Source organism: Pseudomonas sp. GW821-FHT07B01, from assembly GCF_059419065.1.
This window is the reverse complement of the sequence record NZ_JBWKRA010000002.1, coordinates 172434-188203: the sequence shown is the minus strand read 5'-3', so window position 1 is coordinate 188203 and position 15770 is coordinate 172434. Positions and strand designations below refer to the sequence as shown.

Annotated in this window: 20 protein-coding genes; 16 read left to right on the top strand and 4 right to left on the bottom strand. The window is 58.8% G+C overall.

The genetic code is table 11. The features are described from left to right. The first annotated feature begins 14 nt into the window (after positions 1-14). Positions 15-1022 carry a DNA-binding protein gene (locus tag AC07S6_RS03405; protein WP_495111706.1) on the top strand — a complete coding sequence of 336 codons (1008 nt, stop codon included), beginning with the start codon at positions 15-17 and terminating at the stop codon, positions 1020-1022. On the opposite strand, the gene gorA is transcribed toward AC07S6_RS03405, so the two are convergent. Both gorA and galU read right to left on the bottom strand, forming a co-directional pair. Beyond that, positions 1023-2381 carry a glutathione-disulfide reductase gene (gene gorA / locus AC07S6_RS03400; RefSeq protein WP_495111705.1) on the bottom strand — a complete coding sequence of 453 codons (1359 nt, stop codon included), beginning with the start codon at positions 2379-2381 and terminating at the stop codon, positions 1023-1025. It lies immediately after the preceding gene. A 105-nt stretch (positions 2382-2486) separates the two neighbouring features. Further along, positions 2487-3326, bottom strand: coding sequence for a UTP--glucose-1-phosphate uridylyltransferase GalU (gene galU, locus AC07S6_RS03395; RefSeq protein WP_003173830.1), 840 nt, complete (start codon positions 3324-3326; stop codon positions 2487-2489). Between the two features lie 311 nt (positions 3327-3637). Between galU and AC07S6_RS03390 the strand changes: the two genes are divergently transcribed. The 11 genes from AC07S6_RS03390 to AC07S6_RS03340 all read left to right on the top strand — a co-directional run bounded on the left by AC07S6_RS03390 (position 3638) and on the right by AC07S6_RS03340 (position 12479). After that, positions 3638-3823, top strand: a complete 186-nt coding sequence (locus AC07S6_RS03390; RefSeq protein WP_034127495.1) for a hypothetical protein — start codon at positions 3638-3640, stop codon at positions 3821-3823. Positions 3824-4331: 508 nt separating this feature from the next. Then, entirely contained in the window at positions 4332-4850 is a 519-nt protein-coding gene (locus AC07S6_RS03385; protein WP_495111704.1) for a fimbrial protein, read from the top strand. A 51-nt stretch (positions 4851-4901) separates the two neighbouring features. Then, positions 4902-5462 (top strand): fimbrial protein, encoded by a 561-nt coding sequence (locus AC07S6_RS03380; protein ID WP_495111703.1) that lies wholly within the window; start codon positions 4902-4904, stop codon positions 5460-5462. Between the two features lie 19 nt (positions 5463-5481). Further along, entirely contained in the window at positions 5482-8094 is a 2613-nt protein-coding gene (locus AC07S6_RS03375) for an outer membrane usher protein (RefSeq protein WP_495111702.1), read from the top strand. After that, positions 8091-8852 (top strand): fimbria/pilus periplasmic chaperone, encoded by a 762-nt coding sequence (locus AC07S6_RS03370; protein WP_495111701.1) that lies wholly within the window; start codon positions 8091-8093, stop codon positions 8850-8852. Before AC07S6_RS03375 ends, AC07S6_RS03370 begins: the two co-directional genes overlap by 4 nt. Positions 8853-8872: 20 nt before the next feature. Continuing rightward, positions 8873-9445: a fimbrial protein gene (locus AC07S6_RS03365; RefSeq protein WP_495111700.1), complete on the top strand. Its 573-nt coding sequence runs from the start codon at positions 8873-8875 to the stop codon at positions 9443-9445. A gap of 10 nt (positions 9446-9455) precedes the next feature. Beyond that, a complete protein-coding gene (locus AC07S6_RS03360) occupies positions 9456-9944 on the top strand; it encodes a fimbrial protein (RefSeq protein WP_495111699.1) in 489 nt (162 codons plus the stop codon). 13 nt (positions 9945-9957) lie between these two features. Further along, on the top strand, positions 9958-10437 hold the full coding sequence (locus AC07S6_RS03355; RefSeq protein ID WP_495111698.1) for a fimbrial protein: 480 nt from the start codon (positions 9958-9960) through the stop codon (positions 10435-10437). An 11-nt stretch (positions 10438-10448) separates the two neighbouring features. Continuing rightward, positions 10449-10988 (top strand): fimbrial protein, encoded by a 540-nt coding sequence (locus AC07S6_RS03350; RefSeq protein ID WP_495111697.1) that lies wholly within the window; start codon positions 10449-10451, stop codon positions 10986-10988. Positions 10989-11084: 96 nt separating this feature from the next. Then, positions 11085-12053, top strand: coding sequence for a fimbrial protein (locus AC07S6_RS03345; RefSeq protein ID WP_495111696.1), 969 nt, complete (start codon positions 11085-11087; stop codon positions 12051-12053). Positions 12054-12197: 144 nt separating this feature from the next. Then, on the top strand, positions 12198-12479 hold the full coding sequence (locus tag AC07S6_RS03340) for a hypothetical protein (protein ID WP_032897198.1): 282 nt from the start codon (positions 12198-12200) through the stop codon (positions 12477-12479). A gap of 5 nt (positions 12480-12484) precedes the next feature. Here the strand turns inward: AC07S6_RS03340 and AC07S6_RS03335 are convergent, their stop codons facing one another. Together AC07S6_RS03335 and AC07S6_RS03330 are read right to left on the bottom strand one after the other, a co-directional pair. Further along, complete coding sequence (locus AC07S6_RS03335) at positions 12485-12715, bottom strand: hypothetical protein (RefSeq protein ID WP_116666090.1); 231 nt, start codon at positions 12713-12715, stop codon at positions 12485-12487. 145 nt (positions 12716-12860) lie between these two features. Next, positions 12861-13211, bottom strand: a complete 351-nt coding sequence (locus AC07S6_RS03330) for a hypothetical protein (RefSeq protein WP_003191317.1) — start codon at positions 13209-13211, stop codon at positions 12861-12863. Positions 13212-13424: 213 nt separating this feature from the next. Here AC07S6_RS03330 and AC07S6_RS03325 point away from each other — a divergent pair, with 213 nt between their 5' ends. The 4 genes from AC07S6_RS03325 (at position 13425) to ada (ending at position 15739) form a co-directional block, all read left to right on the top strand. After that, complete coding sequence (locus AC07S6_RS03325; protein ID WP_003191319.1) at positions 13425-13727, top strand: DUF1883 domain-containing protein; 303 nt, start codon at positions 13425-13427, stop codon at positions 13725-13727. Between the two features lie 26 nt (positions 13728-13753). Beyond that, positions 13754-13921 carry a hypothetical protein gene (locus AC07S6_RS03320; protein WP_014718516.1) on the top strand — a complete coding sequence of 56 codons (168 nt, stop codon included), beginning with the start codon at positions 13754-13756 and terminating at the stop codon, positions 13919-13921. Positions 13922-13924: 3 nt separating this feature from the next. Beyond that, positions 13925-14590 (top strand): DNA oxidative demethylase AlkB, encoded by a 666-nt coding sequence (gene alkB / locus AC07S6_RS03315; protein ID WP_495111695.1) that lies wholly within the window; start codon positions 13925-13927, stop codon positions 14588-14590. Between the two features lie 75 nt (positions 14591-14665). After that, entirely contained in the window at positions 14666-15739 is a 1074-nt protein-coding gene (ada, locus tag AC07S6_RS03310; protein WP_495111694.1) for a bifunctional DNA-binding transcriptional regulator/O6-methylguanine-DNA methyltransferase Ada, read from the top strand. Positions 15740-15770: the final 31 nt, after the last annotated feature.

The window sequence follows — 15770 nt, the reverse complement described above, 5'->3', positions numbered from 1 at the left end:
TCGATGGAGACCCCATGGCTCGTGGCGGCATAAACAAAGCAGTAGTGCAAACGGCACGCCTGGCGATCCTCGCCCGTGGCGAAAACCCCAGCATCGATGCGGTGCGTATCGAAATGGGCAATACCGGCTCGAAAACCACCATTCATCGCTATTTGAAAGAGCTGGACGAAAGCGAGACGCGCCAGACCATCACCCAAGCGCCAATCGATGATGAGCTTGGCGAGCTAGTCGCACGCCTGTCCCAACGCCTGAAAGAGAAGGCCCAAGAGCCGATCGACCTGGCCCTGGCGCAATTCGAGCAACAAAAAGCCGCCCTGCTCGCTCAGATAGAAACCCTGGAAGAAGCGCACACCCAGCTCAAACAGCAATTTGATATCCAGACCGCTGCCCTCGCTGAAGAAAGCGCGGCACTGCAAACCGCCAGCACCAGCCTGCAGACCGAGCAAACCCGTAACGCCGGGCTGAGCCAGGCGTGCAGCGACTACGAGCTAAGGCTCAACGACAAAGACGAGCAGATTCGCTCACTGGAAGAAAAACACCTGCACGCCCGCGATGCGCTTGAACATTACCGCACTGCCATCAAGGAGCAGCGTGAACAGGAACAGCGTCGCCATGAGGGCCAGTTGCAACAGGTACAGGCCGAATTGCGTCAGGCACAGCAAAGCGCGCTGGTGCGCCAGGACGAAATCACCCAACTGCATCGCGACAACGAGCGCCTGCTGAGCGAGCAGCGAGTGACAACCAAGGAATTGAATACGCTGCAGGAGCAAGCTCGCCAGGACCAGGCGCTACAGCTGAAACTCAAGGAGCAGCTCAGCCAGATCGACAGCGAGCGCACCCTGCTCCAGGAACGCCTACGGGTTGCCGTGCTGGACAGCCAATCGCGCCAAGCGTCACTGCTGGAGTATCAGCAGCACAACAAGGCGCTTGAGCTGGACCTGATCAAGGCCCAGGCAAGCATCGAAGCCCTGCGCCTGGCGACCGTCGTTGCAACGGCGCCAGAGGCGGCAGAGCCAACCTGATCAGTCCGCTACAGGCGTGCGCATGGTGACGAATTCTTCCGCCGCCGTAGGATGCACGCCGATAGTTTCATCGAAATGCTGCTTGGTCGCGCCCGCCTTGAGCGCGATCGCCAGCCCTTGCACGATCTCACCCGCATCCGGGCCAACCATGTGGCAACCCAGTACTTTGTCGGTGTCGGTGTCGACCACCAGCTTCATCAGGGTCTTTTCCTGGCAATCGGTCAGGGTCAGCTTCATCGGCCGGAACCGGCTTTCAAAGATCTGCACGTTGTAGCCATTTTTGCGTGCATCTTCTTCTGTCAGGCCGACTGTGCCGATATTCGGCAGGCTGAACACCGCCGTCGCGATATTGGCGTAATCCACCGGGCGGTATTGCTCGGGCTTGAACAACCGCCGCGCCACGGCCATGCCTTCAGCCAGGGCCACCGGCGTCAGTTGCACACGACCAATCACATCGCCAATCGCCAGGATCGACGGCTCGGCGGTTTGGTAGAAATCATCCACCGCGACGAAACCGCGCTCGTCCAGTTTGACCCCGGTATTTTCCAGGCCCAGGTTATCCAGCATCGGACGGCGGCCAGTGGCGTAGAACACGCAATCGGCTTCCAGCACGCGGCCATCCTTCAAAGTGGCCTTGAGGCTGCCGTCGGCCTGTTTGTCGATGCGCTCGATGTCGGCATTGAACTGCAAGTCCAGGCCACGCTTGGTCAGCTCTTCTTGCAGATGTTTGCGCACCGAACCGTCAAAGCCGCGCAAGAACAAGTCACCGCGATACAGCAATGAGGTTTGCGCGCCCAAGCCGTGGAAGATGCCCGCGAACTCAACGGCGATATAACCACCACCCACTACCAGCACGCGCTTGGGCAGCTCTTTAAGGAAGAATGCCTCATTGGAGCCAATGGCGTGCTCGCGCCCTGGAATCTCAGGGATCTGCGGCCAGCCGCCGGTGGCGATCAGGATGTGCCTGGCAGTGAAGCGCTCACCGTTGATCTCCACCTGATGGGCATCGACCAGGCGTGCATGCCCTTCATGCAGGGTCACGCCGCTGTTGACCAACAGGTTGCGATAGATACCGTTGAGGCGGTTGATCTCACGATCCTTGTTGGCGATCAGGGTCGCCCAATCAAAGTTCGCCTCACCCAGGGACCAGCCAAAGCCGCTGGCCTGTTCAAAGTCTTCGGCAAAATGCGCGCCGTACACCAACAGCTTCTTTGGCACGCAGCCGACGTTCACACAGGTGCCACCCAGGTAGCGGCTCTCGGCCACCGCCACCTTGGCGCCAAAGCCTGCGGCAAAGCGCGCCGCACGAACACCGCCGGAACCGGCGCCAATTACATACAGGTCAAAATCGTAGGCCATTTCACTCTCCTCGGCAGTACACCAGCATACCGACTTACATGGGGCTGAAAAACGAAAAAGCCACCCGAAGGTGGCTTTCGCTTAAAACGTGCCGGCAAGCGTGGATCAGTAAGCCTTGCCCGTCTTGTAGAAATGCTCGTAGCAGAAGTTGGTCGCTTCGATGTAGCCCTCAGCGCCGCCGCAGTCGAAACGCTGGCCCTTGAACTTGTAGGCAATCACGCAACCATCTTTGGCTTGCTTGAGCAGAGCGTCGGTGATCTGGATCTCGCCACCCTTGCCTGGCTCGGTTTCTTCGATCAGCTTGAAGATGTCCGGCGTGAGGATGTAACGACCGATGATCGCCAGGTTCGATGGCGCGTCTTCCGGCGCTGGTTTCTCGACCATGTCGCGTACGCGAATCAGGCCATCGCCAATATCGTCGCCGGCGATAACACCGTACTTATTGGTTTCGGTTGGGTTGACTTCCATCACCGCAACGATGGTGCAACGGTATTTCTGGTAGAGCTTGACCATCTGGGTCAGCACACCGTCGCCTTCCAGGTTGACGCACAAGTCATCCGCAAGGACCACGGCGAACGGCTCGTCACCGATCAGCGGGCGACCGGTAAGGATGGCGTGGCCGAGGCCTTTCATCTGAGTCTGACGGGTGTAGGAGAACGAGCACTCGTCGAGCAGTTTACGGATACCGACCAGGTATTTTTCCTTGTCGGTGCCCTTGATCTGGTTTTCCAGCTCATAGCTGATGTCGAAGTGGTCTTCCAGCGCGCGCTTGCCACGACCCGTGACGATGGAGATCTCGTTCAAACCGGCATCCAGAGCCTCTTCCACACCGTACTGAATCAGTGGCTTGTTCACCACTGGCAGCATTTCTTTGGGCATGGCTTTGGTCGCTGGCAAGAAGCGAGTGCCGTAACCGGCTGCTGGGAACAAGCATTTCTTGATCATATGAGTCCTTACAAAGGGCTGTGCGTACGGAATTCGGCGCAGTCTAATCAGGCCGCAGTCACCTTACAATGGGGTCCTGCTGGCGTTGCGATGTCATCATAGAGAAAAAATGTCGGCGTAAGTTCCGCTGATCCTGCAATGGGTGTCACCAACGGTTAGTCAGAACTCGCGTCGACCCCTTGTTTGAAAGGGCTGCAATGGTTTTAGCACGCTTTTGCCCCCCTGGCACTGACCCGCAACAACTTGCGCCCTGCCCCGGCATTTGGCGCTATCATGGGCGCCTTGAACCAAGACCACGAGATTGCCAACAGATGTCAGAACCAAAAGGTGTAAACGGCTACCTGATCACGAAGCGAGCAGACGGCTGGCACTTGATCAATTTTCACGGTGACAGCGTTGCCGGCGTATTCGAGTCCGAAAGCATGGCGATCGCCGTCGCCGAAGTGTTTGTGGATGAGGCAGGCCATGCATCGAGCAAGCGGCCGAAAACCAAGTAAGCCTCGTTGCACTGCTTTGAAAGCCCCGTTAAGCGGGGCTTTTTTGTGGCCACTGCCCAGCCAGCGTCACGCCCCCCCCCCTGCGCCTTAATGTCGGTTAGTTGTTTCGCGCCATGAATGACTATTGATTTTCACTGTATGTCATCCCATTCTTACAGCCATCACCACAACTAAATTATTTTCATTTGGCAGCATGTAGTTCAATTCTTACAGCCAAAAGAAAAGTTTTGGCAAAGTGCCACATTCTTCCTATAAGTCGCGACAACACCTGCCCACATCAAGAAGTGAATGTGACGACTTACTTTTTCAAGCCGACATTACACAATCGTTTCCGCTTCAAATGTGCACCCAAATGGCAATACAACTAGTTGGAAAGTTAAATCTTCTGACTCGCATTCGGCTGACGACCAGCCGAGCTTGCTGCAGGTCACGTTTGAGGTGAAACGTCAGTCCCACGCCAACCGGTGGCGGGGACTCTTCCATGACATTTTTATGTGGGCATCTGCAAATGAAAACTAAGTTCAAAGCTGCACTGTTAATCGGGCTGTTCGCGGGCTCTATGTCCGGGGCTCACGCGGCAGATGGAACAGTTACCTTTCTGGGATCGGTGCACTCGGGTGCCTGCTCTATCAAGCCTGAATCCGTGGATCAGACCATCCACCTGGGCGCCATCGCCAAGCATCAATTGCAAGCCGGCGGTAAGTCCGAGGCTCGCCGGGTGCTGATTGAGCTGGAAGGTTGCGACCTGACAGATCTGACCGATAACACCGTGACCACGACCTTCACCGCAGCACCCTCGACCGACGTGCCTGGCGCGATCGGTACCGTCGGTACCGCAGGCCGCGTTGGCATCATGATGACCCATGGCGGCAGCCCTATCCAACTGGGTGTGGCAACCACTCCCCAGGCCATTTCCACCGGTGACAACACCCTGGAATTCGGCGCCTTTGTCCAAGGCGCGGCTACCGGCGACATCGTGCCTGGCGATTTCAGTGCGGTCACCAATTTCACCTTGGCTTATCAGTAAGTTTCCCCTCCGCCACTCCAGGGTGGCGGGGGGAGCTGGTGGGAGATAACGGTGAAAAAATTCATACGTCTGGCCATGAGCTCGTCATTGGCGATGGTGATCAGCCCTTGGGCGTTCGCGCAGGAGCCTGCGCAAGGCGAAGGGGTCATCACGCTCGGTGGCAGGGTTGTTGACTCCGCGTGCGGACTGGAATTGACCAGTGCCGATCAAACCATCGAGATGCCCGCCGAGCCCATTGGCCGGTTGTTGCGAAATGCGCTGGGCGAGCCACACCCCTTTGATTTACGCCTGGTCAATTGCTCATTGACGCGCCCGGATCCTTCACGCCCGGGTGCAACGCTACCTGACTGGGTGCATTTGCGGGTGACGTTTGACGGCCCACGCGACCGAGACGGTCGCTCCTTTGCCGCCTTCGGGGATTCGCAGGGTGTTGCCTTTCACATCTGGGATTCGGCCGGCCAGGAGAGCGTGCCGGGCGAGCCGATGGCGCCGCATCCCTTGGCGGAAGGCGACATGACACTTCACTACACGCTGCGGCTGGTGGGTAACGGGCTGCCATTGGCGCCTGGCGCTCACCGTGTCGCCGTGCGGTTCAAGTTGGAATACTTTTGAACATTGATGGGTTGCTTTCATGCTGAATGCGTCGACGATCAAACATACGCTGTGCCCCACGCTGTTTGGCGGGCTGATGTCACTGGCAGGCACAGCCTTGGGTGCCGGGGATATCGAATTCAATACCGACGTTCTTGACCTGAATGATCGCACCAATATTGATCTGTCGCGGTTTTCGCGTAGCGGTTTCATTCTGCCGGGCACCTACACGATGCTTGTGCAGATCAACGGCCAGGCGCTTTCTGAGCAGTCAGTGGCGTTTTATCCTCCCGATGATGACCCGAAGGATAGCCAGGCGTGCTTGTCCGCAGAGCTTGTGGCACAACTGGGCCTGAAGGCGACCGAAGCAGCCAAACTCACGGGGTGGAAAGGCGGCGAGTGCCTGGATATCCTAGGCTTGCCAGGTGCCGAGGTGAGTGCAGACCTGGCCACCTCCACAGTGAGCATCAACCTGCCCCACGCCTACCTTGAGTACAGCGCTCTTAATTGGGATCCGCCTGCGCGCTGGGATGAAGGCGTACCAGGACTGCTGATTGACTACAACCTGACGGCGCAGTCCAACGCCCAGAAAAACGAGCGGACCCGCAACCACCTCAGCGGTAACGGCACCCTGGGGGCCAATGCCGGGGCCTGGCGCCTGCGGGCCGACTGGCAGGGCCGCGTCGACAGCGCAAGGGACCGTTCCGCCGGGGAGCAGAAGCTGGAGTGGAGCCGCTATTACGCTTACCGCGCCATCCCTTCATTGAAAGCGCGCCTGGTGGTTGGGGAAAACTACCTGTATTCGGACCTGTTCGACAGCTTCCGCTTTACCGGCGCCGCGCTGAATTCGGACGAAAGCCAACTGCCTCCCAACCTGCGCGGTTATGCGCCTGAGGTGGTTGGGTTGGCCAAGACCAACGCCAGGGTCGTCGTCAGCCAACAAGGGCGCGTGTTGTATGAAACCCTGGTGGCGGCCGGCCCCTTTCGTATCCAGGACCTCAACGATGCGGTCACCGGCACGCTGGATGTGCGGGTGGAGGAGCAGGACGGTTCAGTGCAGACTTTCAAGCTCAACACCGCAGGCGTGCCTTACCTGACGCGCCCTGGGCAAGTTCGATACAAGCTGGCGACCGGGCGGCCATCGGACCTTCAATACGGCGCTGACGGCAACTTTTTCGGCACCGGCGAATTCTCCTGGGGCGTGAGCAACGGCTGGTCGTTGTTTGGCGGCGCCATAACCGATAACAACTACCGGGCGGCCACTGTTGGTGCAGGCCGAGACCTGTTGGTGTTGGGCGCTTTATCGCTGGATGTCACCCAATCCCACGCCAACGTGTGGAATCAAACGCTCTCGGGTAAATCCTACCGCCTGCAGTACTCGAAGAATTTTGAACAATACGACAGCCAAGTAACCTTTGCCGGCTACCGGTTCTCCGACAAGAACTTCTTGAGCATGAGTGAATATCTCGATGCTCGTCATTACGGCAGGAATGGCGAACTCGCAGGGCGCGGACAATATGACGAGTTCGGCCAATATGCCGGTGAGTTCAAACCCATCGGTGGCAGCAAGGCGCTTTATACGGCGACCGTTAACAAACAATTTCGCGACCTGGGAGCCACGGTCTACGCCAGTTACAACAAACAAACTTACTGGTCGCGGCCAGCCAGCCAGCGCTGGAACTTATCGGTGTCCCGCTACTTCAACGTGGGCACCGTCAAAAACATAAGTTTGTCACTCAACGTTTATCGCACGCTGGATTACAACTATAAGGATAACGGCATGGCGCTGACGGTCAGCCTGCCGTTGGGACGCAGCGGCACGCTGTCGCTGGACGCCAGCCGGGCGGCAGGCAAGAATGGCTTTTCAACCCGCTACAGCGATCGCCTCGATGAGCGCAACAGTTACCAACTGACGGCCAGCGATAATTCAGCCAGTGGCTACCTGAGCCACATGGGTGATCAAGCCGACCTGACACTGGCCGCCAGCCGGCAACAAGACAGTCGCACCAGCCTCAGCCTGTCAGCCCGCGGCGGTGGCACGCTCACACCTCACGGCGCAGCCCTGCATCGTACCAACAGCATGGGCGGTACCCGTTTGATGGTGGATACCGGCGGCGTGCCTGACGTGCCGGTGCGCGGTTACGGCACGCCGACCCGCAGCAACACCTTCGGTAAAGCCGTGATCGCCGACCTGAGCAGCTACCAGCGCACGGCGGCAAGCGTTGATCTGGAGAGTCTGCCGAGCGATGTCGAAGCCACTCAGTCCGTCACCCAACTGACCCTCACCGAAGGCGCCATTGGTTATCGCGCGCTGGACGTGATTGCCGGTGAGAAGGCCATGGCAGTGCTACGCCTGCCCGATGGCAGCTCGCCGCCCTTTGGGGCGACGGTCCAGAACGCCAAGCAGCAGGACACCGGCATCGTGAATGACGGCGGCAATGTCTACCTCAGCGGCATTCAAGCCGGTGAACAGATGGTGGTCAGTTGGGGCGGTAACGAGCGCTGCACCCTCACCCTACCCGACGTCTTGCCGGCTGACGGCTTGAGTAATGCCCTGCAACTGGACTGCCGAATCGCAGCCACCGATCAACCCTTGTCCACGCCGCCAGAGCTGACCGGCAAGCCCCCCGCTACGGAGACCACATCCTCATGATCCTGTACAGACGCGTCACCCTCTCGACCCTCACCCTGCTGGCGCTCGCCCTGAGCCACAGTGCCAGCGCTGCGATTGGCCTGGACCGTACCCGCGTAATTTTCGATGGTGGCAAGGACGCCACCAGCGTGAACATCACCAATAACAACACTCAATTACCGTACTTGGCCCAGGGCTGGATCGAGAATGAAGAGGGCCAGAAACTCACCACGCCTTTGATCGTGCTGCCACCGGTGCAGCGTTTGGAACCGGGCAAACAGAGCCAGGTGAAAGTCCAGGCGCTACCGGCGGCCAAGTCCTTGCCTCAGGATCGAGAGACGGTCTACTACTTCAACCTGCGGGAAATTCCACCCCGCACCGATAAGGCCAACACGCTGCAAATTGCGCTGCAGACCCGGATCAAATTGTTCTACCGACCACAAGCCATTGCGCCCAGCCAGCAGGACCTGTCCAACCCCTGGCAGGAAAAACTGACCCTTACCCGGCAGGGCGAGCATTACCGGGTGAATAACCCGACGCCTTACTACGTGACCCTGGTGGATGCGCGCAGCACCAAGGACGGCAAGACCGTGGCCGGTTTCGAGCCGGTGATGGTGCCGCCCAAAGGCACGCTGATCCTGGGCCCGACGGCCAAAGCCCTCGGCCCTACTCCTTACTTGGCCTACGTCAATGATTACGGTGGTCGTCCGCTGCTGGCCTTCACATGCAGCGGTGAGACTTGCAAGGTCAACCTGCAAGCAGCGCCACCCAAACAGTAAGCCTGTCGCTGGAGTCAGCCATGAAGTCTCATTACATAAAGGCATTGGGCGGCCTGCTCCTGGTTTTGGGGGGGAGCGCGAAGGCCGAGGATATCGAGGGCATGAATGGCGTGCTGAATATTTCCGGGTCCATGCACGAAACCCCGTGCAGCCTGGAAATGACCTCGCTGCATCAGACCATTGAACTGGGCGACGTCTCCACCAGCCAATTACGCCGCCCCGGCGACCAGGCCAACCAGGTGGCGTTCCAGTTGCGCTTTACCGAGTGCAACCGCACCGCCGGCAGTATCCGCAGTGAACGCACGGGCAACCTGATCTGGAGCGCCTTTCAACCGGTGCTGTCGGTGGCGTTCCTCGCGCCGGCCGATGACGACGATTCGCGCCTGGTCAAAGTGCAAGGCATCACCGGCTTGGGGCTGCAGTTGACCGATGCTCTGGGGCGGGATGTACAGCTGGGCCAGCGCGGCGAACCACTGTTCCTGCCCCTGGGCGGTAATACCAAGACCTGGAACGTACGGCCTACGCGTACCGCTGCGCCATTGACCAGCGGGGCGTTCCGGGCTGTGGTGGATTTCAGGCTCAATTATGAATAAGGGCAGAACAATGGCTAAGACAATCGGCCCATGGGCCGTGTTGGCAGGCCTGCTTTGGGCGATCAGCTTGGGCGCGCAGGCCGAGACGGCCCTGACCATCCGCGCGGTGATCATTGCGCCGCCGCCGTGTGTCATCAACAGCGGAAGTACGCTCGATGTGCCTTTTGGCAATGACCTGCTGACTTCACGGGTCGACGGGGTCAATTACCGTCGTGGCGTGCCGTACACCGTCACCTGCAACTCCCCTTTCAGCAACGCGTTGACCCTGGAACTCAGGGGCACGGCCGCCGCATTCGACAGCCGAGTACTGGTCACCCGCAAGCCGGACCTGGGGGTGAAGCTGTTCATCAATGGCGCCGATTGGCCGTTGAACACGGCGGTGAACTTCACCTACCCCAACGTGCCGGTGGTGCAGGCAGTGCCGGTCAAACGCCCGGGCAGCACGCTGACCGGAGGCGCATTCGATGCCGCCGCCACCCTCGTGGTCGATTATCAATGAAGAGGAAGGATCAATGACCTGTTGGCAACAGCGAGCATTGCTCGCCTTGTGCTCCATGGGCCTGTGCAGTGGCGCGTCGGCCAACCTGACGTTCAGCGGCACACTGAACGAGCCTCCCCCTTGCACGATTGATGCGGGCAACACCATCGAAGTGGATTTTGGCGATGTCGGGATCAAGCGTGTCGACGGTGTGCAATACCGCCAGGGCATCGGCTACACCATCAACTGTGGTACCAACACGCTGCCATGGGCGCTGAAGTTGAGTGTCAACGGCACGGCAACCACGTTTGACGGTGCTGCGGTACAGACGAGTGTACCGGCGCTGGGTATTCGGGTTTTCCAGAACAACCTGCCATTTTCACTCAATACGCCACTGGATATCAGCCTGTCATCACCGCCCGCACTGGAAGTGGTGCCGGTGAAGCAGCCCGGCGCAACCCTGGCGCCCGCACGGTTTACCGCGGTGGCCACGCTGTTGGCCGAATACCAGTAGGAGCCGAATCAATGGGACATACACACCACAAAGGCTGGCAATGTGCAGCGCTGGTATTGACCTTGAGCCTGACCGCCACCGCCAAAGCAGCGGACAACCTGAGTTTCAAGGGCAACCTGGTCCAGGAGGCCTGCACCCTGCGACCGGGCGACGAGGCCGTCACCCTGGAACTCTGGGACGTTACCAGCAAGCACCTCTATCTCAACACCCGTTCACAGGGCAAGGACTTCAGGCTGCACCTGGAGAACTGCGATACCACCATTGGCGCTACGGTCAGCATCACCTTTGGCGGCAGGGAAAACACCGCGTTGCCCGGCATGCTCGCGCTGGATGGTGGCAGTGGCGCCTCAGGCATCGGGGTGGGCATAGAGACGCCGAGCAACAAGCCACTGCCGTTGAATTCGCCCAGCGATGCGCAGGTATTGATAGATGGCAGCAATGTGATCGCGCTGAAAGCCTTTGTGCAGGGCGAGCCGCAGGCCATCAGCGACCAGACCATCGGCCGAGGCGCGTACAGGGTGACCTCTACTTTTACGTTGGACTATCCGTAGCCGGTGCTGGCCTGAAAACGGCGTGGGCAAACCTTAACGCTCTTCCGGATGGTCACCCGCAGTGACGTTCGGACAGAGGAGCAAAGAGAGATCAAAATGAAACGACTCTATGGAGTGATAGCGCTTCTCGTCCTGCTGGGTGTGACCATGACCGGGCGAGCAGCAGACTGCCGCGTTAATGGCGGAAACTGGCAATACGTTGGCAACGGCGGGATCCTGAACCTGGAGGTGCCTGTCAACGTGAGTGTCGGCTCGGACAGCAGCCGCATCCTTCTCGAAGGCGCGCGGCTGGAATGCCGATTTACGCCCTCCCCTGCCCACCCGACGCGCATAGATTTTTGGGGGACATCCGCGCAAGCCGGAGCCCCCTGGGTACCTGGGCCTAAATTCAACAATCAAGGTACCGGCTTACGCATAAACGGCGCGTTTTATAACACCCCGGTGCCGTTTAACATCCGCATCGCGACCATGCCTAATAACTTTGTGGCGTATCCTATCAATGTAACCCCCTATATCCTGCTGCGTAATGATCCCAGCAACCCTATCAGCGTGGTAAGAGATGACATTCTGGGCGCGCTGAATCTGCACCAGACGAATAATTACAACCCGGGAAGCACGCGGCTCGTCCTCACGTACAGAGCCGCGAACAACTTCGGCATCTCGCCGTCAACCTGCACCATCAACAATAACAACCCCATCGAGATCAACTTCGGCAATGTACAGCAGCGGGCGATCGGCACCGATCCTTTGACCACGTCCGTGCGCGCCAACCACAGGCTCACCTACTCATGCCCCAATGGTGGGATCAATACCAACATCACCATCACCTACAAAGGCATTGCGACGTCTTTTGATGACAGGCTATTGATGATGAGCAACCCGAGCGTGGGCACCGCCCTTGTACGTGCGGGCTCTGCGGTGAAGGTCAACGGATCATTCCTGACCCGTATCAACAACAGCGTGGGGGGCGATGATGTGACGTTTTCGCTCGTAAGACGAGCGGGCGACTTTCCTGCTGCCGGGGCAATCAGCGGGAGTGGTGTGCTAGTCATGGGAGTGCCATGACCGACATCAACAGCTGACTCATCGGGTGTGCAAACGCAGTACTGGTAACCTGCGACTGCACACCCGATGGCAGTTCGCTATAATCCGCGCCAACGCCCCACGACAGTGTCAGCGCCCTCCACTCCCTCTCTACGAAGATTCCCTATGAACAAAATCCTGGCACTGACCGCGGTACTGGCACTCGCCGGCTGCACCACCGCTTCCGACACCTTGCTGAAAAATGGTGAACAAGGCTTGACCATCGATTGCTCGGGTGAGGCCAATTCATGGGCCAGTTGCTACGAAAAGGCGGACGCATCCTGCGCCGGCACCGGTTACCGCATCGTTGGCACCAATGGCACGCCGGCGCTCAAGGAAAGCGACAAGACCCTGGGCCAGGACGTGGGCAACTTCAAAGGCCGTAGCGTGGTGGTGGTCTGCAAGTAACGCTGCTACAGGTGCACTTCAGCGAACTTGATCCCCAGGCCACGCAGGGTTTCGATCAGGTCATCCAGGCGAGCAAATGACTCGACCTCATCCTGCTCGTCCACCAGGAAGTAGCTGCGCCCGCCGCTCTTCTTGAAAAACACGATCCACTCGCCCAAATCGGCGGGGTTCTGGATGACATGGGTGGCAGAAATCTGCCCTTCGGCATGGTGGGCTTTGACGTGGTCTCGTTTCATAACGGGCTTTCCAGAAAAAACAAATGCCGCTCAAACCCCGGGTTTGAGCGGCATCTTTGTAGTGAATGCCCGACAGTTTAACGGATACATACCGTCCCTGCAGGGTAAGGGCTTTTTTATCGGGTTTGAGGGATGAGTCTGGAGCTCAACCGGAAATACATTCTTCCCCAGCCTTCTTCACGTCGCCCGGGCGGATGGGCACATTAGACATGCTTTCATAAAGCTTGATGCTGCTACCGCTGGAGCGGTCTTCGATTTCAAAGATCGCCGACGGGTCTGCCGAGAACTTCTGCGGCACGATCACCTGAATGCCGTCTTTATGGGGCTCGATCTGCGGCGGCCGACGGGTCGCCTCCAATTTGCGCACCACACACGCCGCATATTCCTGCGGTTTCTTCCCTGAGATGACCACCAATGTTGGCGGGGTCTGCTTGATATCTGCAACCGAAGCACACCCACCTATTGCCAAGGCCAGCACCAACACACTCCACTTCATACAAAAACCTCCGATAAAGACCCTACGACAGCGGGGATGGTAATTTTCTCCCACCAACGTAGGATTTATCTGTGATAACTCGGTAAATAACTGTTTTAAATTGTCGAAGTCGTCGACGACGGCCCGATAATAAACGCGCTGGGGCTGATAAACTCCATCTTAACCTACGTATCGTTCTGATTTTTCAGAAAAAGCCCTTCTGGAGACACCCCCATGAAATTCATCCACCAGCGTGAGCACCTCAACGAGGGAGACATTGTCGTCATCGAATGCTCACAGACCTGCAATATTCGCCTGATGAGCGATGCGAACTTTCGCAGCTTCAAAAATGGCGGCCGCCATACCTACCACGGCGGCGCATTTGATAAATTCCCGGCCAAGATCACCGCGCCCAGCACCGGCTTCTGGAACATCACCCTGGATGTGGTGACCCGTCGCGCCATCAGCGTGACCCGCAAGCCTGCGTTGTCCCACAAGATTCGTATCGTTCGTCGTACCAGCAGCAAGCTGAGCTGACCCGAACACCTGACAGGAAAAAAGCTGTGACCACCACAACCAAATACGTCATCAAGTACAAGCTCAACGGCGAACGCCGCTTTGAATTTGCCCAGTTGCAGAACAACAGCGTCGAAGAAGCCAAGCAAGCCTTGGCAAAAATTCATGATGCCAGCGACGAAATCACCGACATCAACGTGAGCAAGGCGCTGTAAGCCATGCCAGGCCCTACCGCCGATTTGTTTGCCGATGAGGCCCTGCAACAGCCTGCCGGGCGCGAGCAAATTGGCGAAGAGTCCTATGTATTGAGGGGCTATGCCCTGCCCTGGATCGAGCGGTTATTGCCTGAACTGCGGCGTGTCCTGGCTCAATCACCGTTTCGGCAGATGGTCACCCCTGGCGGTTTTACCATGTCGGCGGCGCTGAGCAGTTGCGGCGAGCTGGGCTGGACCACCGACGCCCGTGGCTATCGCTACAGCCCAATCGACCCGCGCAACCAGCAGCCCTGGCCCGCCATGCCCGAGACGTTGCGCCAACTGGCCGTGACAGCGGCAATCGAGGCCGGCTTCAGCGGTTTTCTACCCGATGCCTGCCTGATCAACCGTTACGTACCGGGGGCGAAAATGTCCCTGCACCAGGACAAGAACGAGCGCAACTACAGCGCGCCCGTGGTCTCGGTGTCCCTGGGGCTGCCGGCGATTTTCCTGTTCGGTGGCCATGCGCGCAGCGACAAAACCCAAAAGGTCTCGCTGTTTCATGGTGATGTGGTGGTGTGGGGCGGCGTTGATCGTCTGCGCTTTCATGGCGTGATGCCGATCAAGGACGGCGTGCATCCAATCATGGGCCCGCAGCGCATCAACCTGACCTTTCGCACCGCTGGCTAATTTGACCGCAAGCTTCGGAGTGTCGATGGCGAGCGGCAGGCTTAATCTGCTCCTGAACCGTCAAGAGTGCAGGCCATGAACAACGAACACGATCCGCGCTGGGCTGCCATTATTGCCCGTGATGCCAAGGCTGACGCGCTATTTGTCTACGGCGTGAAAACCACCGGCGTGTATTGTCGCCCCAGCAGTGCTTCACGCTTGCCGCGCCCGGAAAATGTCGAATTTTTCGACACGCCGGCGCAGGCCGAGGCAGCAGGTTATCGTCCCAGCAAACGCGCTGCCGGCGACCAGACCCAGTTGGCTGCACACCATGGGCAGTTAGTGGCCGAAGCCTGCCGGCAAATCGAACAGGCCGAAACCCCGCCTAGCCTGGACGCGCTCGCCCGATGCGCCGGGCTGAGTCCGTTTCACTTCCACCGTGTATTCAAAGCCAACACCGGGCTGACCCCCAAGGGTTACGCCAGCGCCCTGCGTTCGCGCAAAGTGCGCAACGGCCTCAAGGGCCAGCATTCAGTGACAGACACCCTGTACGACGCGGGCTTTAATTCCAATAGCCGCTTTTATGAAGCCGCCGACCAGGTGCTCGGCATGAAACCGCGAGATTACAAAGGCGGTGGCGCCAATAACACCATCCGCTTTGCCGTTGGCCAGTGCTCGCTGGGGGCGATTCTGGTGGCGCAAAGCCAACGTGGCGTGTGTGCGATTTTATTGGGTGATGATCCGGACAAACTGGTGCGCGACCTGCAAGACCAGTTTCCCAAGGCTGAGTTGATCGGCGCGGATCAGGGGTTCGAACAACTGGTGGCCCAGGTCGTTGGCTTTGTCGAGGCCCCTGCGGTGGGCCTGGATTTGCCCTTGGACCTGCGCGGCACGGCCTTTCAGGAGCGGGTGTGGCAGGCGTTGCGCGAAATCCCTGCGGGCAGCACCGCCAGCTATACGCAGATTGCCGAGCGTATCGGCGCACCCTCCTCCTTTCGCGCCGTGGCCCAGGCGTGTGGTGCCAACCACCTGGCGGTGGCGATTCCCTGTCATCGCGTGGTGCGCAGCAATGGCGAGCTGTCGGGCTACCGCTGGGGCGTAGAGCGCAAGCGCCAGTTACTTGAGCGCGAAACCCAGCTCCACAAAACGCCGCTTCCGTCCAGTGAATAAAACAGACTGGCCGGGTGCTGATTGCCCTGCT

What these genes read in the sequence shown, in the direction of transcription:
- ada (WP_495111694.1), top strand. Translation starts at nt 14,666, where the DNA reads ATGAACAACGAACACGATCCGCGCTGGGCTGCCATTATTGCCCGTGAT.
- AC07S6_RS03335 (WP_116666090.1), bottom strand. Translation starts at nt 12,715, where the DNA reads ATGAAACGAGACCACGTCAAAGCCCACCATGCCGAAGGGCAGATTTCT.
- AC07S6_RS03375 (WP_495111702.1), top strand. Translation starts at nt 5,482, where the DNA reads ATGCTGAATGCGTCGACGATCAAACATACGCTGTGCCCCACGCTGTTT.
- AC07S6_RS03360 (WP_495111699.1), top strand. Translation starts at nt 9,456, where the DNA reads ATGGCTAAGACAATCGGCCCATGGGCCGTGTTGGCAGGCCTGCTTTGG.
- AC07S6_RS03365 (WP_495111700.1), top strand. Translation starts at nt 8,873, where the DNA reads ATGAAGTCTCATTACATAAAGGCATTGGGCGGCCTGCTCCTGGTTTTG.
- AC07S6_RS03390 (WP_034127495.1), top strand. Translation starts at nt 3,638, where the DNA reads ATGTCAGAACCAAAAGGTGTAAACGGCTACCTGATCACGAAGCGAGCA.
- AC07S6_RS03355 (WP_495111698.1), top strand. Translation starts at nt 9,958, where the DNA reads ATGACCTGTTGGCAACAGCGAGCATTGCTCGCCTTGTGCTCCATGGGC.
- AC07S6_RS03370 (WP_495111701.1), top strand. Translation starts at nt 8,091, where the DNA reads ATGATCCTGTACAGACGCGTCACCCTCTCGACCCTCACCCTGCTGGCG.
- AC07S6_RS03325 (WP_003191319.1), top strand. Translation starts at nt 13,425, where the DNA reads ATGAAATTCATCCACCAGCGTGAGCACCTCAACGAGGGAGACATTGTC.
- AC07S6_RS03340 (WP_032897198.1), top strand. Translation starts at nt 12,198, where the DNA reads ATGAACAAAATCCTGGCACTGACCGCGGTACTGGCACTCGCCGGCTGC.
- alkB (WP_495111695.1), top strand. Translation starts at nt 13,925, where the DNA reads ATGCCAGGCCCTACCGCCGATTTGTTTGCCGATGAGGCCCTGCAACAG.
- AC07S6_RS03385 (WP_495111704.1), top strand. Translation starts at nt 4,332, where the DNA reads ATGAAAACTAAGTTCAAAGCTGCACTGTTAATCGGGCTGTTCGCGGGC.
- AC07S6_RS03345 (WP_495111696.1), top strand. Translation starts at nt 11,085, where the DNA reads ATGAAACGACTCTATGGAGTGATAGCGCTTCTCGTCCTGCTGGGTGTG.
- AC07S6_RS03350 (WP_495111697.1), top strand. Translation starts at nt 10,449, where the DNA reads ATGGGACATACACACCACAAAGGCTGGCAATGTGCAGCGCTGGTATTG.
- galU (WP_003173830.1), bottom strand. Translation starts at nt 3,326, where the DNA reads ATGATCAAGAAATGCTTGTTCCCAGCAGCCGGTTACGGCACTCGCTTC.
- AC07S6_RS03405 (WP_495111706.1), top strand. Translation starts at nt 15, where the DNA reads ATGGCTCGTGGCGGCATAAACAAAGCAGTAGTGCAAACGGCACGCCTG.
- AC07S6_RS03330 (WP_003191317.1), bottom strand. Translation starts at nt 13,211, where the DNA reads ATGAAGTGGAGTGTGTTGGTGCTGGCCTTGGCAATAGGTGGGTGTGCT.
- gorA (WP_495111705.1), bottom strand. Translation starts at nt 2,381, where the DNA reads ATGGCCTACGATTTTGACCTGTATGTAATTGGCGCCGGTTCCGGCGGT.